The sequence below is a fragment of the Cognataquiflexum nitidum genome (assembly GCF_022538055.1).
GTDB classification, from domain to species: domain Bacteria; phylum Bacteroidota; class Bacteroidia; order Cytophagales; family Cyclobacteriaceae; genus Cognataquiflexum; species Cognataquiflexum nitidum.
This window is the reverse complement of the sequence record NZ_JAKZAM010000048.1, coordinates 1-23,977: the sequence shown is the minus strand read 5'-3', so window position 1 is coordinate 23,977 and position 23,977 is coordinate 1. Positions and strand designations below refer to the sequence as shown.

Sequence of the window (23,977 nt, the reverse complement as noted above, 5' to 3'; positions counted from 1 at the left end):
GGTTGGGAAGTCAGGATGTTTTTAGGAAAGAATTTGGAATAAGTAAGAGGTGATCGGTGGAAGAAATGACCGATGACGGATGTTTTGAAGGATGAGATTCGAAGGAGGAAGGATGAGGTGGGGAGAGGTAAGAGGTGAAAGGTTAGAGGTCGGGAAGTTGGGAAGTCGGGAGGTTGGGAAGTCAGGATGTTTTTAGGAAAGAATTTGGAATAAGTAAGAGGTGATCGGTGGAAGAAATGACCGATGACGGATGTTTTGATTGAAGTAAACTCTGAACAAACGACCAAGCACCTCAAATTCCCGAAAAGTCATCCATCAAATACCATATCCTAAAACCGACATTTTTTTATAAATTGATTGCCTTCAATAGCCACCCATTTTCTGATGAAAAAACTTATTCTTGCCCTCCTCTTTCTTGGTGCCTTCCAACTCTCGGCACAGGATTTCAAAGAAATCAACAACACCCTCAAATTCAGGAACATAGGCCCCTTCCGTGGAGGGAGGTCGGTGACTTCTTCCGGTGTGTCCAGCGATCCGCTCACCTACTATATGGGAACCACAGGCGGAGGTGTCTGGAAAACAGAGGATGCGGGACAGCATTGGAATAACATTTCTGATGGATTTTTTACGACCGGTTCGGTAGGCGCAATCGCCGTATCTGAATCCAACCCCAATATCGTCTACGTCGGCATGGGCGAGCATGCACCTCGTGGCGTGATGACTTCCTATGGCGACGGGGTCTACAAATCTACAGATGCCGGCAAAACATGGAGGAAAATAGGTTTGGAAAAAACCCAACATATCTCCAGGATCGTCATCCACCCTACCAATCCCGAAATCGTCTATATAGCTGCCCAAGGTGCGCTCCATGCACCCAACGAAGACCGAGGTGTATACAAATCCACCAATGGCGGTGAAACTTGGGAGAAGGTACTTTTTGTCGACAATAAATCCGGTGCCGTGGAACTGTCCATGGACATGAATTATCCCGAAGTACTCTATGCCGCCATGTGGGAGCATCAGCGTCTTCCATGGAAAGTCATCAGTGGTGGTCCCGGAAGTGGTTTGTATAAATCGACTGACTCCGGCAAAACCTGGAAATTGCTTTCCAACGGACTTCCTAAAGAGAAGGGTAAAATGGCGATTGCGGTCTCCCGTGCCAATTCCGACAAGGTGTATGCCTTGATAGAAAGTGATTCTGACAAGGACCAAGGTGGCCTTTTTGTATCCGAAAACGGCGGCATTGATTGGTATATGGTCAGCGGAGATAACAGATTGGTACAGAGAGCTTGGTATTATATAGAAGTTTTTGCTGATCCACAGGATGAACATACGGTCTATGTCCTCAGTGCCCCGGCGCTCCGCTCCATCGATGGCGGCAAAAGCTGGGAAGTGCTTCCAAGTGCCCATGGCGATTACCATGACCTTTGGATCAATCCAAAAAACTCCAAAAACATGGTCATGTCAGATGACGGAGGTGCAGCCATTTCTTTCAACAATGCCAAAACATGGTCCACACAGGCCAATATGCCGACGGCGCAGATGTACCGGATCAATACCGACAACCAATATCCTTACCGCATCTACGGCGGACAGCAGGACAATACATCTTTGGTCATCAACAGCATGGCTTTGGGAAGGGGAGGAATTTCTCAGGAGCATTGGAATTACTCTGCAGGGGGTGAAAGTGCGTTTTTGGCCTTCAATCCTGATGATCCAAGGTACGTTTTGGGTGGCAGCTACCTCGGTACCATCGAAGTGCTAGACCACAAATCCCTGGGAAGTACCAATATCATGATCGCACCGATCCAATACCTCGGCAGGGATGCGAGCGACATGAAGTACAGGTTCAACTGGAATGCCCCGATCATCTGGTCGCAGCATGAACCCGATACCTATTACCATGGATCGCAATATGTCCTGAGGACAAAAGACATGGGCCAAAGTTGGGAAGTAGTCTCTCCTGATCTGACCAAAAATGAAAAGGAAAAACAGGGAAAAGGCGGAGGTCCTTACACCAACGAGGCCGTAGGTGCCGAAAATTATGGCACCATCAGCTACATCATGGAATCTCCCCACGAAAAAGGACATATCTGGATAGGCAGCGACGACGGACTTGTTCACCTGACCCGTGACAATGGAAAGACATGGAGCAACGTGACTCCAAAAGGCTTGACTGAATGTCTGATCAATGCCATCGATGTTTCGCCACAGGATCCGGCCACGGCCTATATCGCTACTACCCGCTACAAGTTCAATGACTATACACCGGCGATTTACAAAACCACCGACTACGGGAAAACCTGGACCAATATCAGCAAAGGCATCCCTTACGGTGCCTTTACCAGAGTCGTGCGCGAAGACAATGTGGTAAAAGGACTCCTCTATGCAGGCACCGAAACCGGCATCTACATCTCCCGAAATGGGGGCATAAGTTGGGAACCTTTCCAACTGAACATGCCTGTCACCCCGATCACCGACCTGAAAGTAGCCCACAATGACCTGATCGTCGCCACTTCGGGCCGGTCCTATTGGATCTTGGACGACCTCAACCTTGTCCGCAGAATCCAACCCTCTGTGGACAAACCGCTCCTCTACCAACCTGACGATGCGATGTTGGGAAATTGGTATTCTCCCTTAAATGGCAATAGCGAAGAATTCAAGGGAACTCATCCTTTTGAGGGAGTCAATCCTGCCAATGGGGTAGTGATTTACTACCATTTGCCGGCATCTGTGAATGACTCCACAGCACTGACCTTAGAGATCAGGGACGAAAAAGGAGAATTGGTAAGGACATTTTCAAGTAAAAAAGACCCAACCTTTATCAAATACGATGGCGGCCCTTCAGCAGAACCTACTTTGACCGTCAAAAAAGGAGTAAACAGATTTGTCTGGAACATGCGCTATCCAACCATGCCCGGTGTGCCCTCTGCTTACTTGGAGGCAAGTTTCTCAGGCCATAAGGCCATTCCCGGGATTTATACTTTGCTTCTGAAATCATCTCTAGGAGAAAGCAGCAACACGGCCAAGATTGTGGACAACCCGGATTTTGGACTGAGTACAGCTGACTATCAGGAATACCACGCCTTTATGTCCAAGATGGAAGCCGAGCTTACTTCTATGCATAACATGATCAACGAGGCGATGGCTTACCAAAAGCAACTGAAGGCCCTTTTGGCCAAAATCAAAGGTGACGCATCCAAAAAAGACCTGCACACTTCCGGGGCAAACCTGTTAAAGGAAATGCAGGCTTGGGATGAAGACATGCTGCAGCGCAAGTCACAAGCTTATGACGATGTCGAAAACTTCCCCAATAAATTCACCGCCAACTACCTGTACCTGATCAATCAGACCGAAAGCTCGATCCCAAGGGTAAACCAAGGATCCAAAGAACGTCTTGAGGAACTGACTAAAGAATGGGAAGTCCTGAAAGCAAGGGGAGAAAAGCTGTTGCAAACGTCAATACCAGGCTACAACAAATCCTTGCAGGAAGCGGGGATTGGGGTGCTTTATGGTAATTGAAAAATTGGAAGATTGGAAGATTCAAAAATTGGAATGTTTCAAAGTTCAAAAGTTGGGAAAGGCTTAGAGGTATCAAGCAAAAAGTACAAAGTTTCTGAAAGGGGTAAGAGGTGGAAGGTGAGAGGTAAGAGGTGACAGAGATCTCATTCATCAGAGACCCTTCGCTTCACTCAGGGTGACGCCCCCTTAACGAAGGGGTGAGAAGTTGGGGAATCACTTTTACTTTACTTTTTTATCCCGATCAAGAAACAAAAATTACCTATTTGGGACTTTTGAAACAATTTGAAGAAATAAATATGGAGAAGGTCATATATTTGACCGCGCCCTAACATGCTTTCTCGATTCTTTGAGCCTGCCACTCCCAAAAACCATTTACTCCTAAAAATCAGAATCCCCTTTATGGAACAAATCATTTATTCGATCAATGATATTATTTGGAGCAATGCCCTTATTCTTCTTTGTCTAGGCGCCGGCATCTACTTTTCCATCCGTACCGGATTTATGCAAGTGCGCTATTTCAAGGAAATGGTCCGCCTGCTTTTTGTGGGAAAATCTTCTGACAAGGGTGTATCCTCCTTTCAGGCTTTTGCCATAGCCCTATCCGGGAGGATCGGAACCGGAAATATCGCAGGCGTAGCCACAGCCATTGCAATGGGTGGACCCGGAGCGGTTTTTTGGATGTGGGTGATTGCGTTTTTGGGTGCTGCCTCCGCCTATATTGAAGCTGCTTTGGGACAGATTTTCCGCGAAGTCAAAGATGGACAATACCGTGGAGGCCCGGCCTTCTACATAGAAAAAGGACTGGGAATCAAATGGTATGCTGCCCTTTTTGCTTTTGTCACCATCTTGAGTATGTCGCTGCTGCTGCCCGGTGTACAGAGCAACAGCATTGCGCTGAGTGTCAAAACAGCCTTCTCCATTCCTGTGGAGATCACGGGAGGAATTGTCTGTCTGCTGCTTGCCATGATCATTTTTGGAGGAGTCAAAAGGATCGGCAAGGTGGCCGAGATCGTCGTGCCTTTTATGGCCTTGGGTTATATCCTGATGGCGCAGACGATCATCTTTCTCAATTTCTCTGAAATTCCCAATGTCTTCCGACTCATCGTCGGCTCGGCATTCAACCTAGAAGCGACTTACTCGGGCGTGTTTGGGATGGCCATCGCTTGGGGGATCAAAAGGGGAATTTATTCCAATGAAGCAGGTCAAGGTACAGCACCGCACGCCGCCGCCGCCGCCGAGGTCGCCCACCCCGCCCAACAAGGTTTGGTTCAGGCATTTTCTGTCTATATCGACACACTTTTTGTCTGTACCGCTACCGCATTTATGATCCTATTCACGGGTCAATATAACGTCATCAATCCCGAGGGAGGCTTTATCGTCGAGAATATCCCCGGTGTATCCATAGGCGCAGAATATACCCAAAATGCGATCAGCCACCACTTTCCTTCCATCGGAGCGGGATTTGTAGCAATAGCTTTGATGTTCTTTGCTTTTACGACCATCATGGCGTATTACTACATCGCGGAGACGAACTTGAGTTACCTCCAAAAAGAAGGCAAGCAAAAATGGCCAACTTATGTCCTGAGGATATTGATCCTGGTGGCTACCTTTTATGGTTCTGTCCGCACGGCCGAATTGGCCTGGACCTTTGGTGACATCGGCGTGGGTCTGATGGCTTGGCTCAACGTCATCGCCATCATCTTGCTCCGCAAACCTGCCCTCGAAGCCCTGAAGGATTTCAAAAAACAGAAAGACGCGGGCGTGGATCCGAGTTATGATTTTGAGGGAATGAAGGAGAAGTGGAGGAAGTAGGGGGATTCTTGGATTGGAAGATTGGAAAATTGGAAGATTGAAAAATTTTTAAGGTTGGAAGGTTTCAAGGTTAGAAAGTTTGGTTGGTAGGAGATTGGATGTAAAAGGTGGGAAATTGTAGGAATTACCATGTAACAAGTACCAAGTATCGGAACCGGAAGTGGTCAAAGATGAATAGGAATGTGGCTTTAGCCCATTCAATAATAATAGGCAAGTAACATATCGGCTTTAGCCAAAACAAAACATTGAGATAGAATTAGAGATTTTCCAAATTTGGAAATTCATTTGGTTACAGTCAAAAATTCATAACTTTGGTAAATGGAAAAATCAAAGTTCGATATCGATAAATTCATTGCTTCTTTGAAGGAAAGGTTATTATCCCAAATGCCTAGGATCCAAAAAGAAATCTTGGTTTATGAAAAAAATGTTTCCTTAGGTATTGAGAAGAAAAACCCTAAGCCATCACCCCAATTTACGGATGTCAAATCCTGAATTATTAGTGATTGCCGGCTGCAACGGCTCTGGAAAATCTTCTTTTTCTAAAGCTTTGGTCCCCGGCAATATAGTCCCATTTGATTATGATTTCTATTTTTTGAAATTTTATCAATCTCTCATTCCAACGGATTTTCAAGACGAAATGGCGCATAACATGGCCTTCCAGGAATTGGAAAAACAAGTTCAATCCGCGATTTCAAATAGCTCCTCATTCTGTTACGAGACTAACTTTGATAGTAACCCACTTTACTGGCCTACCTTTTTTAAAGAAAAAGGCTTTGAAGTCAATTTGATTTACTTTTGTCTTGATTCAGTGATGGAAGCAAAAAGAAGGGTTGCCATCCGTGTTGAAAACGGAGGACATTTTGTTCCTGAAAAAGAAATTTCAAGAAGGTTTATTCAAGGTTATCTCAACTTAGATATTCATTTCAAATTCTTTAATAATCTCCATGTTTTTGATTGCTCTAGATACAATCGAGAGCCTTTATATTGCTTCTCGCTCCAAAATGGAAATCCAGTAAAAACGGATGTCATTCCTTCATACCTGAAAAAAATAATGCCAAAGCTTTATTCACAAGTCTCTGAGGATCAATAGGTATTAAATTGACTAGAAGTATAAGCCCAATGAAAATCCTCAAAGCAATTATTTTTGACATGGATGGGACCCTGGTGGATAATATCCCCTACCACCGGGATGCATGGTTGGCATTTTTGAAAAAACAGGGTATCCACCTCCATGAATCTGAATTCCATGCACAAAACCATGGCAATATCGATGAGATGATGCGGCGGTTTTTTCCCAATATCCAAGACCTCCAACTCCTTCATGACCTTGGACAGGAAAAAGAAAGCACTTACCGCGAACTTTACCGCCCCCATATCCGTGAAGTCCATGGCCTGACTTCTTTCCTCCAAGCCATCCAATCCAAAGGAATCCAAGCCCTCTTGGCGACGATGGGTGATCCTCCCAATATTGATTTCACTTTGGATAGCCTCGGCATCCGTTCTTATTTTTCTTTTACCACAGGCGGGCATGAGGTCCGCAAGGGCAAACCCGATCCGGAAATTTTCCTGTTGAGTATGCAAAAGGCCGGTCTGCAGGCGGAAGAATGCCTTGTCATCGAAGATTCCCAAGGAGGGATTTTGGCGGCAAAGCGTGCCGGAATAAAAGTTGTCGGGATCAGTACCTCAGAAAGCAAGGAAACTTTGGTCTCTTTGGGTTGCGATTGGGTAGTAGCGGATTTTGAGGAGTTGGGGAGGGAGATGTTTGGCTAAGCATCTCAGATCTTTCAAAGGGATTAGTAGTATACAAAAAAGTGCATATGGAAAATTAAACTTAAAGTAATTCTTGAAGTCTTGATGAAAAAAATCCTCTCTTTTATAGCTACTTTTTTTCTTGACAAAAAAAGTAGCCCAAAAAGTCAAGACGGCGGAAACCTATCCACGCACGAGGCTGGGGCCGGCCCGGTCCGCCGTCATCCCCCCCGCCTAGAAGAAACGAGGTTCAGTTTTAAACAGAAAAATCTTTCAAGTCAGGCATTAATGGAATGTGGATAAAGTCTTCAGAAATTTAATCGTTAAAATATTCCTGCTTGAGCAGCTCGACCTTTACTGTGTTGCCGGAAAGCTGGTTTACTTTCCATTCCTGTCTGTATTTTCCGCCCCAAAAATTAACTTCCACTTCGATTACATCTCCCTTGACATTCCACTTTCCTACAAAATCTGCCGTGAGGATAGGCGGAGTTCCACAAAAACTTGAATTGGCACGATGGATGAGTTTGCCGTTTTCAGAAAAAACAAATCCATAGGTATTTTCTTCAAGTCTGTTGCTGCGGTCCATGGTAAATCCGGTTTCTTCGTATTGTAAATTGGTCCAGGTACCTAGGGGAAATTCCCCTGTTTCTAAAATAAGGGTTTCCTGTTCCATACAGGAAAAAAGAAGGAAACAAATAGCGAGTAATGGAAGGGATTTTTTCATAGGTTCACGATTTTGAAACCATGACGGGAAGAAGGTAAGAAATGTTGAGAGGAGGGGGTTTGTTTAGGTAAAAATTCGATGAATAGAAATTACCCTATGAAATCTTACTTCATGGATTTGCCGGAACCATTTTAGCCATGCATCTTGACTTCATTTAGCTGAGGAAAAAATCAACATTTTGGAAGAGTATCAGGTAAAGAGGAACCTTATGCGGATAGGCTTAATGAGGAGATTCGATTAATGATTGGGGAATTCTCAAATTGACTGGATTCCACATTCCTTAAAAAAATTAAATGTACTATCATACAATTCCTTTGGCCTTGTATGATCTAAATCATCACCAAAAGGAATGTAAATAATTAAACCTTGTCTTGCCCTTGTCATTAATACTCTGTAAGCATTCCTTAGATATGATTTGTCTATTTCACTATTAATTCCTTTCCATTTTGTCCCTTCAAATGATTGATAATTCCATTCATCGTTTTTGAAATAAAAGTTAATATCCCAAGCTAAGCATACATAGTCAATCTCTAATCCTTGAATATCAAATTCGGTAGCAACTAATTCTAGGTAGTGAGAAGATCGAACATCAGAAGAATCATTTAAAAACCAATCCTCTGCTGTAATCTCATTTTTTACATCAATACCCAATGGCCTTAATCTCCTTCCCCCCGAACTCCCAACTAGTCCTATTCTTTCTGATCCTTTTGCGTTTTTTCGAAGCCAATGTTTTGCCACATTAAAATCTCTTGTAATGAGCATGGGGAACAATTTATTGATTTCTGATAATATTAATTTGGCTTGACCAGCATTTCCGGCAATTACCGCGTGAACAAAACTGGAAATTTTTTCTGAACGAAAGGAACGAACTGAAACTGAAAGATGTAAATGTTCTTCTTCTGTTCCATTTTCACTTAGCCATTCTTTTAAAGTATCGTCATTTAAATAGTCACTATCCCCTGTTATAAGACTTGAATAATATATGTGCCAATCTGGGTAATGATTTTTTAAAGCGAAAACCCATTCTGAAAGCCCAGCCTCACCTGTATTTATTTCCTGGCCACCGCCAACGAGGCATATTATTGTGCAATAGTTTTGGTGTCTATTCATGACATCAATTAGAAATTCAGGTTCAGACATTTCGAATTCTTTACCTCTTGATTTCATAAATGAAGTTGCCTTTTCCTTTGTCCAGGCTCTTTGGGCTTCATCAAAAACAACAACTTTTTCATCAGGGGCCTGATTTGATATTAAATTGTCATCACGGAAGTGATGAATGTTCTGAATAAAAGCATTAGCTTTTATTGCAGACTTTTTCTTTGTTAATTTCTCTCCTTTTTCTTTTGCCTGAAGAACTTCATCTCTAATTAGTGCCTCTCTTAAAACATATACTAAAGGACCATTTCCTGAGAGGAAAACCGCATTTTCATCTTCATGGGCTTTTCTTCTTTCATTTGCTATATTTAGTCCTGCAAGAGTTTTTCCTGCTCCAGGAACCCCAGTTAAGAAACAAATTGATTTAGTATGATTGTATTTTGAATTTTCAATTATACGATTGATAGTTTCAGTTGATTTTGAAAGATTTATTGCGCCTGCATCATGTCTTGATATTTCTTCAACAGAATGTCCTCTGTAAAGTGCCTGGGAAGCTTCAATTATTGTTGGTGTTGGTTTATAAATAGAGTTTTCCCATAATGTGTGGTTTATTTTATATCCATCGCTAAAAAAAAGCACTTCTGAAATTAACTCGGTAAAATTTACTTGATTGCATTTTAATGGTTCAAATAAATTGTCCTTTACTGAAATAGTGTTTTCTACACTAGGTGCTTTTGTTGAAATTAGGATAGGAGCTATTTTTTCATGGTGACTACCCTCATGGAAATTTTGTAAATCTAAACAGTAGTCCACTGCTTGTTCAATGGCATGCTTTTGATATTCTGAGTCACCCACTTTAAATTCGATAACAAAAATAAAGTCATCGATTATCAAAATATTATCAACTCTTTTACCCATTCTGGGTATTGCGAACTCAAAATAAATGCGTCCCCTTGTAAAGGGTTTGAGTGTGCTTTTAAGTATGTCGATTTGTTTTATCCAGGCGTTTCGCTGTAAGTTCTCAGCAGGAAAATCATGATTTCTAATTAACTGTCCAAGTATCTTATCTCCATTATCAATTAAGAAGTCGGATACAGAATTTGAGTAATAACTTCTATCCATTTATTACTTAAAAGTTTAAAATTCAAAAAAATTTATCATTGGAGAATTAAGGGCCTTAGCGATTTTAAAGACTGTTTCAATCGAAACATTTCTTTTTCCATTTTCAATATCAGAAATGTATGTGCGATCCAACTCAGCTAGTTCAGCAAGCTTTTCTTGAGATACATTCTGATTTTTTCTAATGGCTTTAACTTTTTCGCCGTAAGCAACTTTAATGTCCATCTTGCAATCTGAAAAAATGTGGCCTATTGTACCACCGGCTATAGTCGACAAAAAAAGAATTAAATTTACTTTTGTAAAGTAACTATTCCGTTTATGAACAAAATCATCCCTATCTCTACCGAATACATTTCACCCTCCCGAACCATTGAAATCCTAAACTTGGTAAGGTTTGAGGAAACTAGACAGGTATATATTTACAATTATGAGGGGAAGCATTTCAGATTTTTTGAAAGCTTAATAGGATTGATCCAATTTTTTGAATCAGGAATTGAACCAGTTGTATCTTTCGAATCGGAGAAAGACTTAGATGATTTTTTGGAAAAGCTACCGATTGGTATTGCAAAAACAACCCTCAATCTAAGAATGAATTATTTATATAGAGATGGAGCGAATTACAAGCAGTTTGGGGCTGTCATTTTCCCTAATCCAAGTTTTCTTTCGCCAACTAAGGCAACAGAAGTATTAAGGGAGAAATTGATCTCAAGTGAGTTTTTTGTCCCACAAGACTGGGGATTACCAAGGCTTCATAAACATCCTTATAACCCTGAAATTGATCACGAATGGCACGAATTTGATGGATTTGAATTGACAGATGAAGAAGTAACTGATAAAAGAGATGTAACTGAATTTTTGGAAAGGATTGAAAAGGGATATGAAATCTGAGGACGGTCCAACCTCCGGAGCGGTAGAAATTGTTGATTTCGGCATCCCGATGTCTATTTCTTTCGATCTTGGGAATCCAAAAGTCACGGTTGGAATGGATGGCTTGCTTTCTGTTTTCCCAATCGGCCAGAATGCACTTTCGAAAAATTCAACCGGTCTATTGCTATGTCATCCTTTCATTTTATTGGACATAAAAATCTGATATGTCCATTTTATTAAAAAAATTGGACATATGATCAAAATATGTCCACCAAATCAGCCTATATTGCAGACATGTTCAAAAACAGTATCTTTTCTGAACATATCAAGCTATGGTTTACGACAGGACACAACCTTTTAACAGCTTACCGCTTTTACCTCCATTAGGTATAGGAGAAGATGTGGATATCCTAAAAAAACTAATCAGTTCCTCAAGAGTTTTGGCTTCTGTTGATGGCAATGTCCAAAGGTTACCAAACCCACATATGCTGATCAACACCATATCCCTCCAAGAAGCAAGGTCATCCTCCGAGATAGAGAATATCTTTACTACAGAAGATGAACTCTATAAAGCTGTATCGGATACGATACAAGAAGGACAAGCCAGTCCTTCTACCAAGGAGGTATTGCGGTACAGGGAATCTCTATGGGAAGGATATCGACGAATGCAAGAAAAAGGAGTTATTGATTTGGATGGAATAATTGCAATTTTTAGACAAATCAAAAATACCACTGGAGGAATACGCCCTCCTCATTCATTGACAGTAATCAGAAGAGGCCAAAGTGAATTTAGGTCCGGGGAAATAATTTATTCCCCACCAAGAGGACTTGGTATTGTTGAAAATTTGGTGTCTAATCTTTTGAATTATATAAATGACACTCTAGATCCGGATACAGACCCACTCTTAAAAATGTGTATATCACATTACCAATTTGAAGCTATCCACCCTTTTCCTGACGGGAATGGGCGTACTGGGAGAATTCTGAACTTACTGTATCTGGTCAAAAAAGAGCTGCTCAATCAACCGATTCTTTACCTTTCCAAATACATCATTGTCCATAAAGACGAATATTACCAGCACCTAGCAGGGGTTACACAGGCCGGTAAATGGAAACCATGGGTTCTTTATATGTTGGATGCAGTGGAACAAACAGCCCAACTCACAAATCAATTGATAATAAGCATATTGAACCAGATGGAATCAACCCTTGAACATGGAAAGGGAACCATCAAATGGTATAATAAGGAAGTCAATGAATTGCTGTTCAGCCAACCTTATATAAAACCAAGGTTGGTCGGCGAACTCCTGCAAATAACATCCAGAACAACATTGAACAAATACTTTACTGAACTGGTAGAGGCCGGAATATTGGTTCAGATAAAGGATGGTAGAGAGGTGTATTACATCAATAGGGACCTTGTTAAAATCTTGGAAGGATAATGCATATCCCAAGCCTCATCTGCTGAGTACATCCACCACCCTCTTCACACACCTCCCCAACTCCTTTTTCACCTCAAAATCCCAGAATCTGAGGACGGTCCAACCTCCGGTTCGGTAGAAATGGTTGATTTCGGCATCCCGTTGCATGTTTCTTTCGATCTTTGGAATCCAAAAGTCCCGGTTGGACTTGATGGTTTCTTTTCTGTTTTCCCAATCAAAGCCATGCCAAAAGGCTCCGTCGATAAAAACCGCCAACCTGTATTTGATCAGTGAAATGTCGGGTTTTCCCGGAAGGTTTCTTTTGTTGCTGCGATACCTGAGTCCTGTATGCCAAAGTGCTTTTTTGAGGATTTTTTCGGGTTTGGTGTCCTTGCCCTTGATTTGGGACATGTTGTACGACCGCTGCTTGGTGGTATAGAAGCCGTTTTCCTCACAGAATACAGGGACTGTGATTTTGGGTAAGGGATAGGGCTTGGGGATGGCAGGTTTTGACTTTTTGGGCATGGCTTTGAAGGAGGTGAATTAATATGTCCAGTTTTTCAAATAAAAATGGACATATACCCATTTAATTTCCACGAGATTCTTTTGTTTTCTTTCTCCCACCCAAGTAAGTTATGTTATCATTTCTGTAATAATTACTGCGTAAGGGTATCATACTGATCTTTATATTTTCTCTCATTGTCTTCCATTAACGTTTTGAGATTCATTATCCTCCATTTGACTGCCGGGAAATCTTGAAAGGAATAAATTGACCAGTCTGGTTCTAATCTTTGTATACTGAGGAGAAATTGTCTATCATATTCCGTAAGGTGTTCTTGAATAGTAGCAAATAACTGGCTACGTGTTTCCTCGAAATCCTTGTAGGTAAATTGTTCCCTAGTCATACCCTTAAATTGTTTTTCCATTGCCGATCGCTGGTTTATCAGATTAGGAGAAATAATTTCATGAATTGGTTTGTTCCCTCCAAGGAGTCCAAACAAAAAGCCCTTTTTGATTTCCTCGGAAAAGCCCTCGGAATTTAACAGAAATTTTATGTCGAATAAATCTCGGGGATGTTGTCTTGCTAATGCAGCACAAATCTTTCCCCCATAAACCTGACCAATCGGCACTATAGGTATTGTACAAAAAGTATCAAATTCATTTTGTGCCGTTTCACATAGAACACCTCGAAATGTTGGTCCATACACGCCTCTTTTTATCTGATTCACCTCCAATTTAATGATGGAATTTTTTGTCGATATCAATAGCTTTAGGGCTTAAGATAAATGGGTTACTGCCACATTAGGCACTATGGATTCTATATTGGACTTTATTCTAAGCAGAGCTTCATTGATTTTTCTGACTGATACCTCCCTATCCTCGATAGGTACATAAGTCAGGTCTATATCAACAGAAAGTCTTGGCATATTTCTCAAAAACAAATTTATGGCGGTTCCTCCGTGGAGCGCAAAGCATTCCTCTTTCCCTACCTCCGGAATTACAGTCAAAAGAAGATTTACTTGATTTCTAAATTCCTGCCTGATCATCTTCTTCTAATTCTTTGGGAACAGTTATTTGATATTTGGGGATATAAATGCCATTTTTCACCAAACTTCTTTTACCCTTTCCAAGATCAATTTTATCAAAATTAATATAGGTTAACCAAGAATGACCGGCCTTCTCGGCAAGGTATAAAAAAAGCCTTTTCGCTTTGACGGATGTACATTCCTCCAAAAGTTCCTGCACAGATTTAGGTCTAAGATTATTCAACCCCTCCATAAGTTCAAAACATTCTAACAATGAATGTTCTTTGGGACTGAGATACAGACATTCCAACATTGCACGGGCTTGACCTGATATTTTTATTTTGAAATTTTTGACTTCAAATTCTACAAGACCAATATCGGAAGGCAGAAAATCCGTCATAGAGACCGAAAAATCTAAGCCCCAATCATATTGATGAAACCAAGTCGGTAAATGCTCTTTGGCAAAGGCAAAAAGAAAGACTTTTGATGACCCCAGTTCCAAATAATGTGTTTTACCCAACATGGATAACGCTGTTAGGCCTCCTGGATGAAAGTTGGTGTTCAATTGGTTTTGCATAGCGAAAATCGCACCCTCAAATCCCACATTATTTTCTGTTCTAATCATTGCCCCTGATCCAATAGACTTAAACCAATGGCTTTTTCTGTATCTCTTTTGCAGGTCTAGACTATATCCTTGCTCTTTCAACCAACTGCTTGTAAAAACTATCCCGGAGGGACTCGAGCTAAGTAGCTTGTTTATTTTAGACCGGTTATCGTTATCCATAGTACCAATATATGGATATATTTAAACTTTCTAAAAACAATAGTTTAAAATTTATAAATTATGGGAACTGCAGGTACCTTTTTATGTATAAATTTAAACTAACGTTAAGGAGTTTTTCGGGTTTGGTATCCTTGCCCTTGACGAGTTACGAAGAACGAGTTTTGATTTACGATTTACGAACGACGATTTACGAACGATTTACAAAGGTCGATTCTGGGTAAGGGATAGGGTTTGGGTATGGCAGGTTTTGACTTTTTGGACATATTAGTTCCTCACCAGAATTTCTTCCCCGCAATTGATCCGGGCTTGGTCCAAAGCCATGCCGATAAACATGGGGTAGCTCCAGGATTTATATCTGCCCCATACCTCTCCTGCATATTTGGGATAGATTTTATCTTTGACCAAAGGGATCAGCGGTTTGGCTTTTTCTTCAAGAAGCCTTAAAGCAATGGCAGCATGGAGGACGGTGGTTTCCTCTTCCGCCTGAAGGTAATTCCCCAATGTCTGATAGGCTTTGGGATCTTCCTTGAATTGGATGAGCATTTTGGCACTTTGAATGGCATTGATTGGAGAAGGGTTATCCAATATGTTTTCCAGTTCCTGAAGTAACAAGCTGGAATTCAACCCGGCACTTTCCAAAGCAATCAAGCCCCAATATCGGATCAGTGGATCCTGATCCTGCATGCGTTTTAGGATTGATCCTCCATCTATTTGGCCCACTAAGTTCATCGCTTCAAGTGTTTTCTCCGGATTGAATTGGGTATCATCCCTTAAGATTTCATAGACGGAACTTCCTTTTGCCCTAAGCATATATTCAGATTCATTGAGCATGCCCGAATCCCGGTGCTTTACCATCCATTGATCCAGTTCTTTTTGGAATGAACGAATGCGTTCCTGATGTTCGGGTTTCATCGCCAGGTTATTCAGTTCATAAGGATCTTCTTCCAGGTCATATAACTCCACCGTCATTTTGAAATGAAAGTATTGTGACATGTCATTAGGCAAGGTCTTTTCATTTCTTGCCCGATAGATTTCCTCCATGGCCTGTTTGCCTTGGGTGTAGATGATGGCATTTTGAATGTAGGGAAGTTGGGGCAGGTAATGGCGGATATATAGGTATCGTCCATCCGAAACCGACCGCGACATCTCATGACAATCGTCCGCACGGCTTCGGAAGCCAAAATTGTACTGGTTTTTCACTGCATTGGGGCCAAGGAAATTATTGCCTTCCATATAGGAAGAAGGGGCTATGCCCGCCAAGCCCAAGACAGTAGGTGCAAAATCCACAAAACCCACCAGGTCATCCACCTTTTGGTCTTTCAGATTGGATACCAGGTGTCGGTATTTTTCCGGAACATGGAGGACGAGGGGAATGTGTAAGCCAGAGTTGTTCAGCCAACGCTTGTGTCGGGGAAGGCCAAAGCCATGATCGGAAAATACAAAGATGATGGTATTGTCATACAGCCCGTCGTCCTTGAGCTGTTGGACAAGCTCCCCAACTCCTTGGTCAAAAATACTGATCAGGTCATAGGCATGGGCCATGATTTCCCGCATTTTGGGGGTATCGGGAAAATAGGGCGGAATAGGTGCTTTCTCGGGGTCATGTCTCAGCTTCAGGTCCTTTTTTACCGATTCGGGGTCGGCATTGTTGGTGGGGCCTTCGTGGGTAATCATAAAATTGACTACGGAGAAAAACGGTTGACCTTCTTTCCTGTTTCGCCAATGAGCCTCTTTGCTGCTATCATCCCAACGACCTTCAGCACTGAAGTTATAATCTGTTTTGACGTTGTTGGAGGTATAATAGCCATGCTCCCGGAGGATTTCGGGCAGGATTTTCAGGTCATTGGGTAAGGGCACATCGGAACGTAGGTGTTGGGTTCCCAAGGAAGTGGCAAACATGCCGGCAATCAAAGTAGAGCGGGCCGGCGCACAAATGGGAGAGTTAGAGCTTGCTCTTGTAAAGACAAAGCCATCCGCTGCCAGACCGTCGATATTGGGTGTAGTAGCGTATTCATCACCATAACATCCCCATGCCGGATCAATGTCCTCAGTGGAGATCCACAGGATGTTGGGCGGGGGGAGATCTTTTTGGCTTTCAGAATTGCAGGAAAAGAAGACCAGCGTATACAAAAGAAGAATAGGAATAAAGATTTTCATGGGGGTATATCTTTTATGTCTTGCTACTTAATTAAAAATATGAGTATCCGCAATGTTGCACGTTGGGCTATAAGAGACTATCTCGAATGCGGATACTGGTCCACGGACGACAGACCACAGTCCACTGAGCCTATAATCGATCCTATAACCAATTTTTGTTTGGCTACGTGAAAGAAAGTGGATACACATAATTGAAAACCATTTTTTTTTGCCTAATAGATTTTACTGTACGCTGTTTTCAGCAGGATTGTTCTTTGCGAGTAATCCCAGATCAGATTTGATCTCCTACTATTTCAATCTCTTACCCTCGATGATTTTCAAAGATATTCCTTATTTTCAATGCATCGTTTTACATTTCAAAATTTACAGTTTTATGAAAGCCACAGCAATTCTGATTTTCTCAATCCTTGCGGGGATGTTTTTGGTCTCCTGCGAAAGCAAAAATAGCAGTTACAGTGAAGAGAAAGCCATAGCCGGAGTGACCAAGCTCAAGCTCAAAGGTATTTTTAATGTAAATATTTCGCAGGGAGGCAATGAAACCATGGTCATCTCCGGCAATGAGGATTTGGTAAAGCAACTAAAAATAGTACAGACGGGAGACCTTTTGGAATTGACATTGGATGAGGAGAAATCAGGTGCATTTTTTATGAGGGATGAACTTAAGATTGACTTGGATCTTGCAGACTTGAGTGAGCTCAGATTTGAAGGCGTGGGCAATCTCAAGAGTACCGAAACACTGGATTTGGGTGATTTGTTGATCGCAGGAAATGGTGTAGGTAATATTACTTTGGAGTTCGACGCCAAAGCGGTGGATGCCAGGCTGAGCTTCGTGGGAAATATGTCTCTCAAAGGAAGTTCCTATGAACTGAGGCTTGTCAATGATGGCGTGGGGAATATTGATGCATCTGATTTGACTGTCCAAAATGTGAATCTAACGAGTTCTGGGATCGGGGCTGTTTCGGTTCATTGCGAAGGTGAGTTGACGCTGAAGGTAGACGGCATTGGGGTGGTTAACTACACCGGCAATCCCACCGTCATCAGCGAGAAAGTTTCGGGAATAGGGAGGGTGAATAGGAATTGAGGGGGAAGGATGAGGGAGGAAGGAGGAAGGATGAGGTGGGAAGTATGGAAGGTGGGAAGTAGGAAGTCGGGATGACCGATGACCGATGACGGATGTTTGGGAAGGTGGAAAGGAGGAGGGATGAAGGATGAAGGATGAAGTTAGAGGTTTGAGGTAATGGAGTCTCCTTGATCTAAATGAATCTCCGGCAAATAGCAGCTGGCAACTTTTGGAAGAGACGCAAGAGGAAGACTCCAATCTAAAAATGCTTTTCTGGTATTGCTTAAATAAAAAAAGGGACAGCTTTCGCTGTCCCGGGTATTCTTGCAAAATAGATTAATTTTTGTGCCCAAAGAGGTAGAAGACGCCCAATTGGAAGCCTCTGTTTTTGGAATCTGAGTTGCCTGAGGTTCGCACGTTGCTCATACCGTGGTTGTACCGGGCATCTATGCCAAATCCGGTAGCGGGATTGATATAGCTTGCGCCTATTCCCAAGCTCACATCAATGCTTTCATAGTCATCTTTGACGTTGATGGTGGTGTTGCCTGATTTTGTTTTGGCAGCCACCAAAAACCCGACTTGTGGGCCGGCCTGTATCCTGAATCCGTTGTCAAACATGTATTGGAGCAATACCGGGACATTGATATAATCCAGGTTGAGGTTGGTATTGATGTTTTCGATTTTTGCTCCCTGTCCGGAATAGTATATTTCGGGTTGCAGGGCAAACTGGTCTGTCAGGTGAATATGACTGAGGAGGCCTAGGTTGAGTCCTGCCTTGGGGCTATATTGGCTTCCATCTGTAAGGTTGTACACATTCAGGCCAGCTTTGACACCGATATTGACGTGTTGGGCTGATGCAGTTCCTGTCAGGATAACGGCCATCATGAATCCAAGAAGGTAAAATTTCATAAGTTTTTGTTTTGTTTTGGGATAATCATAGTGTCAGGAGTTCCCTAACCCGATCCAAAGGTGACCCAAAACAAACCCCCTATCTTTACACAATAAAAATAAGACTTGTATAATTGCTTGTTTTGGTCAAAATGCAAGTTTTAAAAAGGTGGATAGAGGCCATGACTTCAAAGAAAATTCAATCCTCCAGTGTAAAAGCAATCGGTAAAATCATAGTTGATTTGACGGCAATACCATCAATTTTTGTGGGATTCCAAGGTTTTTCGGCAAAAAGACCAAATACCCTAATTGCTTCCTTGGCCAAATCGGGATGCACGTATTCCAGATTCATTACCTCAAAAAGAGTGATTTTCCCACTTTCATCTAATTCAAAGAAAATATCGGCTTTGCCTTCTATGGCTTCGTCGATGAGGGACTTTGGATACTTCAGGTTTTGGATGAGAAAATTTCTCCATGCTCCCATCCCTCCTTCCGGCAGGGCATTTTCATAGATTGGGGCAGGTTTTGGAATTCCCTCTTCGTCAAAAAAAAGATTTTCAAGGACTTCGTTTTTTACTGTGGTTTTGGAGGATTTGAGATTGCCGTTGGCAAAAAAGGTGGTTTCCACGATACTGTCCCTGACATAATCCCTGAAGGTATTCCTGCTGAGGTAAGCATCTTCCCCAAAACGGGCCGTGTTCCTTCGAATGATTTTTCCTGATGCATCTTTTTCATTGGCTTGTTCCATGGCAAGGGAATTGTCCATTCTGAAATACTTAGAAGTTGACTCAGGTTCTCCTTGGCTTAGTGCCCTGAAATACACAGGCTTATATGCAGCCGTATCCTTTATGGCTATAAAATGTCTGTTGTAATACTGTAAAACTTGGGAGTGGGAAATAAGGGGAAGAAGCAATACTAGCAATGCGATCAAAAAGGATTTTTTGGAAGCCATTAGGCAAAGGGATTTATGGACAAAAATTGGCTGAAAAATTACTCAAATGCAAATCATGGGTTCCATTATTTTCAATCAAAAACCAAAAGCTGGTAGTTAGCCACATGCTCTGGGGGTTGGCCATTATATATTGAATCCGATACCTATTTTATCCTGAAAGAATATTGGGAGTGGTAAAAGCTAAAATCGAATTGGAGTTTTGCTATTACATTTAAACGTTTAAGATCGGCTTTTGATTTGGGGATAGAAAGTAGATGGGGTATTTTTAGAAGGAGATACCTTCACAGCAAAACATGTTTTTTATGGCTGAAAAATATAAAAACAAATACAGAACTGAATCTTTCCGGGCAAAGTGGTGGGATTACACCTGGAATGCAGCCTATTTTGTCACCATCTGCACTTTGAACAGGCAGCATTATTTTGGAAAAGTGAGCAATGGGAAAATGATTCTTTCCGGTGCAGGCGTGCTTGCCGATGTATTTTGGCATGAAATCAAAAACCACCATAAGTATGTGGAATTGGATGCCTTTGTGGTGATGCCCAATCATATCCATGGAATATTGATCATCAATAAGCCGGATGAGAAAAGAAAGGAGGAGAAAAATGATTTTGGAAAGGAGGATCAGGGAAAGGAGGAAAATGGGAATAATGATTCCGGATATCAGGAAGATGGGGATTCTATATATCGGGAGGAGGATGGGGATTTCAGAAATCAGGATAAGGATAGGGATTCCAGAAATCAGGAGGAAGAAGAGGATTCCAGAAATCTAGATAAGGAGGGAGATCCCAGTACAGTCGTTGCATGCAACGACTCCACCTCTGATGCATGCAACGACTCCACCTCTGATGCATGCAATGACTCCACAGCCAAAAGAGGATTCTCTAAGGAAAAGGATTCTCCCCAAATTACAGAATTCTCCCAGCACATGGCTGCAATTTCTCCAAAGAAAGATTCTCTCCCATCCATATTAAGATCTTATAAATCTGCTGTAACCAAACATGCCAACAGAATGGGATTTGAATTTGCATGGCAATCCAAATACCATGACCATATCATCAGGGATGAGGCCGCCTACCAGAGGATTGCCAAATACATTGAAAACAATCCTTCAAAATGGAAAGAAGATGGATTTTTTTAATTTTATGAAGCATTGCAATAAAAAGCCCTATAATAATTCTCCTGATGACCATCCAAAAAACCATAAGCCTCAAGCCCTTTCCTAGGGGATTCCACCTTATCACCACACAGATTGAGATGCATATTCCTGAAATCAAGCAGATCAAAACGGGGATTCTCCATGTTTTTATCCAACATACCTCGGCAGGTTTGACGATCAACGAAAATGCCGACCCGACGGTGCGGAAAGACTTCGAGACCTTTGTCAATGACTTGATTCCGGAAGGCTACCCTAAGTTTATCCACAATTACGAAGGGGATGATGACATGCCTGCCCATATCAAAAGCAGTTTTTTTGGCAACAGCCTTCAAATTCCAATCACAGGTGGCAGGCTCAACTTGGGAACGTGGCAGGGGATTTACCTGTGTGAGTTTCGGGATCGAGGAGGTCCAAGAAGCATCGTCCTTACTGCTATGGGTGAGTAAAAAAGAGAAGCTGAGTTTACGGTATTATTATGTGATGAAGAGAATGAAATTGGCAAGTATAACTGAGGGAGCCCTTCAAAATGATATATAATACCTCAAATGCTTTTTTTTTGCCTTTGGTATAAATCAGGAAAGCCCCCAACGTTTCATGGTCTAATTTAGGTTTTAAAGTCCCCAGAATGAAACACCTTTTTACCTTTTTGTTTTTTGTACATGTTGGAATTTCCTTTGCCCAAACTACAGGAAAGGACCTTCCGGCGATCATTGCGGACAAAATCAAAATGGAAATCAAGCTGGACGGTGTCTTGGACGAGCCGATCTGGCAACAGGAAGGATGGGCACAGGATTTCCAGCAGTTTTTTCCTTCGGATACTTCACTTGCTAAAGCCCAAACGAGGGTAAAAATCGCTTTTGATGACAAATTCCTATACATCGCCGCGGTGATGTACAACCTTGGCCCCAGGACTCCACAGGAATATGTGAGTACCTCTCTGAGAAGAGATTACCGTGGTGAACAAAATGACGGTGTAAGTTTTGTTTTGGACACTTTCAATGATTACAGCAGCGGGTTCCAATTTGGAATCAATCCCTTCGGAGTGCAGCGGGAGTCCCTGATTGCTAACGGTGGCATGCAATCTTCCGACCTGAACCTAGCCTGGGACAATAAATGGTATTCGGAGGCGAAAATCTACGAAGACCATTGGATCATAGAGGCTGCCATCCCTTTTTCAACACTGAGATACAATGACGGCGCGAGCAACTGGAACGTCAATTTTTACCGAATCGACAGCAAGTACAACGAAAGAAGCACCTGGTCGCCTATTCCTAGAAATTTTAATGTGATCAACCTTGCATTTAGCAGGAAATTGATTTTCTCCGAGCCGTTGAAAAAAGAAAGCACCAACCTTTCCCTGATTCCCTATGCGGCGATGGCCACAGACCGAAACTTCCTTGAGGGTACTTCCAATCCTTTGAAACCAACTTTCGGCGGAGATGCCAAGATTGGTATTGGCCCGGCGATGAATATGGACCTTACGGTCAACCCGGATTTTTCGCAGGTAGAAGTAGATGAGCAGGTGACCAATCTGGATCGTTTTGAGATCTTTTTCCCTGAGCGAAGGCAGTTTTTCCTTGAAAACGCTGATTTGTTTGCAGACTTTGGCGCCACCAATCTCCGGCCGTTTTTTTCCCGAAGGATAGGTGTAGACAGGGATGAGAATACAGGACAGAATGTGCAAAATCAGATCCTCTTTGGGGGCAGACTAAGTGGAAAACTCGACGACAACTGGCGGATCGGAGCCATGAATATGCAGACCGCCAATGACGAGGAAAAAGGTATTGCAGGCAAAAACTTCTCTGTTGCGGCCATACAAAGAAAGGTATTTACCCGGTCAAACATCGGGGTGATTTTTGTCAACAGGGAGACTTTGAACCAAGAACTGAATATTCCTTTGTTCAATGACAGCCTTTCCAACAGGTTGCTGGGTGTGGATTATAACCTTGCCTCCAAAGACAACAAGTGGACGGGCAAGTTTTTTTACCACAAGACATTTGAAAAAGAAGATTTAGACAATACTGCCACTGCGCATGCTTCCTTAAATTATGCCACGCAGGCTATCACCGCTTCGGTGGCTTTTTCCCAAGTAGGTGAAAATTATAATCCCGCAGTGGGTTTTACCCCAAGAAACGACTATAAAAGGGGCTTCGCTTCATTTGAATATCAATTTTTTCCAAAGTCAAATTGGATCAACAGACATGGACCCGGCGTAGAAACAGAGATACTATGGAATGAAGAATTAGGAGTCACTGATGGCTTGCATGCTCTTTTCTACAGGATACGTTTCCAATCCCTTTCTACTTTGACGGTCACTGCTTCCAACCGCTACACATACCTATTTTCAGATTTTGATCCGACGAGGACCGGAGGGGAACAGCTCTTGGCAGGGACTGACTACAACAATTCATTGATTGGCTTTAGGTATATCAGCAATCCGAGAAACAAGGTCTTCGTGTCTTTAAGAGGGGATATTGGAGAATATTTTACAGGGAATATCAAAACATTCCAGGGAACTATGAGCTGGAGAATGGGGTATATAGCCAATATCTCGATGAACCTGAGTTATAACAACATCAGGCTGCCTGAGCCTCAAAATGACGCAGATCTTTTTCTTATTGGCCCAAGGATTGACCTGACATTTACCAAAAGCCTCTTTTGGACTACCTTCCTACAGTACAACAATCAGATTGACAATATCAACATCAACACCCGCCTCCAATGGCGTTATGCCCCTGTTTCTGATCTTTTTATTGTATACACCGACAATTACTTCCCATCCAATTTTATGTCCAAACAACGGGCTTTGGTCATGAAGCTGAATTATTGGTTTAATATTTAGAAGGGGGTTTTTTGGTTATTGGTTATTGGGTGTAGAAGATAGATATTCATGGATACTGGATATTGGTGGATATTATGGTCGGACAAATTTGATATTGATTGATATTGGATATTGGTGGATATTTTTAGATGAAGGGTTATTGGTTAAGGGGAGGTGTTTTTCTGGTTGATTTTGATATTGATTGATATTGGATATTGGTGGATATTTTTAGGTGAAGGGTTAATTGGTTATTGGGTTATTTGGTTAATGGTTATTTGGGTGTAGAAGATAGATATTCATGGATACTGGATATTGGTGGATAT

19 protein-coding genes and 1 pseudogene are annotated in these 23,977 nt (G+C 42.1%); 11 read left to right on the top strand and 9 right to left on the bottom strand.

The genetic code is table 11. The annotated features are described in order from the left end of the window. Positions 1-384: 384 nt before the first annotated feature. The 5 genes from MMU07_RS20615 (at position 385) to MMU07_RS20595 (ending at position 7,104) form a co-directional block, all read left to right on the top strand. Positions 385-3,522, top strand: coding sequence for a WD40/YVTN/BNR-like repeat-containing protein (locus tag MMU07_RS20615; RefSeq protein ID WP_241128498.1), 3,138 nt, complete (start codon positions 385-387; stop codon positions 3,520-3,522). A 399-nt stretch (positions 3,523-3,921) separates the two neighbouring features. Continuing rightward, the gene (locus tag MMU07_RS20610) at positions 3,922-5,334 is read left to right on the top strand and encodes an alanine/glycine:cation symporter family protein (RefSeq protein ID WP_241128497.1); all 1,413 of its coding nucleotides are present in this window, start codon (positions 3,922-3,924) and stop codon (positions 5,332-5,334) included. A 318-nt stretch (positions 5,335-5,652) separates the two neighbouring features. Then, a complete protein-coding gene (locus tag MMU07_RS20605; protein ID WP_241128496.1) occupies positions 5,653-5,826 on the top strand; it encodes a hypothetical protein in 174 nt (57 codons plus the stop codon). Next, the gene (locus MMU07_RS20600) at positions 5,813-6,424 is read left to right on the top strand and encodes a zeta toxin family protein (RefSeq protein ID WP_241128495.1); all 612 of its coding nucleotides are present in this window, start codon (positions 5,813-5,815) and stop codon (positions 6,422-6,424) included. Before MMU07_RS20605 ends, MMU07_RS20600 begins: the two co-directional genes overlap by 14 nt. Before the next feature lie 29 nt (positions 6,425-6,453). Then, on the top strand, positions 6,454-7,104 hold the full coding sequence (locus MMU07_RS20595) for an HAD family hydrolase (protein WP_241128494.1): 651 nt from the start codon (positions 6,454-6,456) through the stop codon (positions 7,102-7,104). 295 nt (positions 7,105-7,399) lie between these two features. On the opposite strand, the gene MMU07_RS20590 is transcribed toward MMU07_RS20595, so the two are convergent. The 3 genes from MMU07_RS20590 to MMU07_RS20580 form a co-directional block, all read right to left on the bottom strand. After that, positions 7,400-7,807, bottom strand: a complete 408-nt coding sequence (locus MMU07_RS20590; RefSeq protein ID WP_241128493.1) for a hypothetical protein — start codon at positions 7,805-7,807, stop codon at positions 7,400-7,402. Positions 7,808-8,062: 255 nt separating this feature from the next. After that, positions 8,063-10,024: a DUF2075 domain-containing protein gene (locus MMU07_RS20585; RefSeq protein ID WP_241128492.1), complete on the bottom strand. Its 1,962-nt coding sequence runs from the start codon at positions 10,022-10,024 to the stop codon at positions 8,063-8,065. Positions 10,025-10,039: 15 nt separating this feature from the next. Further along, positions 10,040-10,246: a helix-turn-helix domain-containing protein gene (locus tag MMU07_RS20580; RefSeq protein ID WP_241128491.1), complete on the bottom strand. Its 207-nt coding sequence runs from the start codon at positions 10,244-10,246 to the stop codon at positions 10,040-10,042. 93 nt (positions 10,247-10,339) lie between these two features. On the opposite strand from MMU07_RS20580, the gene MMU07_RS20575 reads away from it, so the two are divergent. Next, positions 10,340-10,909, top strand: coding sequence for a hypothetical protein (locus MMU07_RS20575; protein ID WP_241128490.1), 570 nt, complete (start codon positions 10,340-10,342; stop codon positions 10,907-10,909). Between the two features lie 311 nt (positions 10,910-11,220). Further along, the gene (locus MMU07_RS20570) at positions 11,221-12,330 is read left to right on the top strand and encodes a Fic family protein (protein ID WP_241128489.1); all 1,110 of its coding nucleotides are present in this window, start codon (positions 11,221-11,223) and stop codon (positions 12,328-12,330) included. Between the two features lie 15 nt (positions 12,331-12,345). On the opposite strand, the gene MMU07_RS20565 is transcribed toward MMU07_RS20570, so the two are convergent. The 4 genes and pseudogenes from MMU07_RS20565 to MMU07_RS20550 form a co-directional block, all read right to left on the bottom strand. Beyond that, positions 12,346-12,834: a very short patch repair endonuclease gene (locus tag MMU07_RS20565; RefSeq protein ID WP_241128488.1), complete on the bottom strand. Its 489-nt coding sequence runs from the start codon at positions 12,832-12,834 to the stop codon at positions 12,346-12,348. A gap of 131 nt (positions 12,835-12,965) precedes the next feature. After that, positions 12,966-13,856 (bottom strand): annotated as a pseudogene (locus tag MMU07_RS20560) (nucleotidyl transferase AbiEii/AbiGii toxin family protein). Further along, on the bottom strand, positions 13,837-14,619 hold the full coding sequence (locus MMU07_RS20555; protein ID WP_241128487.1) for a type IV toxin-antitoxin system AbiEi family antitoxin: 783 nt from the start codon (positions 14,617-14,619) through the stop codon (positions 13,837-13,839). Before MMU07_RS20555 ends, MMU07_RS20560 begins: the two are co-directional and overlap by 20 nt. A 264-nt stretch (positions 14,620-14,883) precedes the next feature. Further along, positions 14,884-16,776: a sulfatase-like hydrolase/transferase gene (locus tag MMU07_RS20550; RefSeq protein ID WP_241128486.1), complete on the bottom strand. Its 1,893-nt coding sequence runs from the start codon at positions 16,774-16,776 to the stop codon at positions 14,884-14,886. Positions 16,777-17,149: 373 nt separating this feature from the next. Between MMU07_RS20550 and MMU07_RS20545 the strand changes: the two genes are divergently transcribed. Beyond that, positions 17,150-17,857 carry a GIN domain-containing protein gene (locus MMU07_RS20545; protein ID WP_241128485.1) on the top strand — a complete coding sequence of 236 codons (708 nt, stop codon included), beginning with the start codon at positions 17,150-17,152 and terminating at the stop codon, positions 17,855-17,857. Between the two features lie 315 nt (positions 17,858-18,172). Here MMU07_RS20545 and MMU07_RS20540 read toward each other — a convergent pair whose 3' ends face one another. Both MMU07_RS20540 and MMU07_RS20535 read right to left on the bottom strand, forming a co-directional pair. Beyond that, the gene (locus MMU07_RS20540; RefSeq protein WP_241128484.1) at positions 18,173-18,745 is read right to left on the bottom strand and encodes a porin family protein; all 573 of its coding nucleotides are present in this window, start codon (positions 18,743-18,745) and stop codon (positions 18,173-18,175) included. 178 nt (positions 18,746-18,923) lie between these two features. After that, complete coding sequence (locus MMU07_RS20535; RefSeq protein WP_241128483.1) at positions 18,924-19,676, bottom strand: energy transducer TonB; 753 nt, start codon at positions 19,674-19,676, stop codon at positions 18,924-18,926. 302 nt (positions 19,677-19,978) lie between these two features. Here MMU07_RS20535 and MMU07_RS20530 point away from each other — a divergent pair, with 302 nt between their 5' ends. The 3 genes from MMU07_RS20530 to MMU07_RS20520 all read left to right on the top strand — a co-directional run bounded on the left by MMU07_RS20530 (position 19,979) and on the right by MMU07_RS20520 (position 23,675). Beyond that, entirely contained in the window at positions 19,979-20,815 is an 837-nt protein-coding gene (locus MMU07_RS20530; RefSeq protein WP_241128482.1) for a transposase, read from the top strand. 44 nt (positions 20,816-20,859) lie between these two features. Further along, positions 20,860-21,279 carry a secondary thiamine-phosphate synthase enzyme YjbQ gene (locus MMU07_RS20525; RefSeq protein WP_418884525.1) on the top strand — a complete coding sequence of 140 codons (420 nt, stop codon included), beginning with the start codon at positions 20,860-20,862 and terminating at the stop codon, positions 21,277-21,279. 179 nt (positions 21,280-21,458) lie between these two features. Next, complete coding sequence (locus tag MMU07_RS20520; protein WP_241128481.1) at positions 21,459-23,675, top strand: DUF5916 domain-containing protein; 2,217 nt, start codon at positions 21,459-21,461, stop codon at positions 23,673-23,675. Positions 23,676-23,977: the final 302 nt, after the last annotated feature.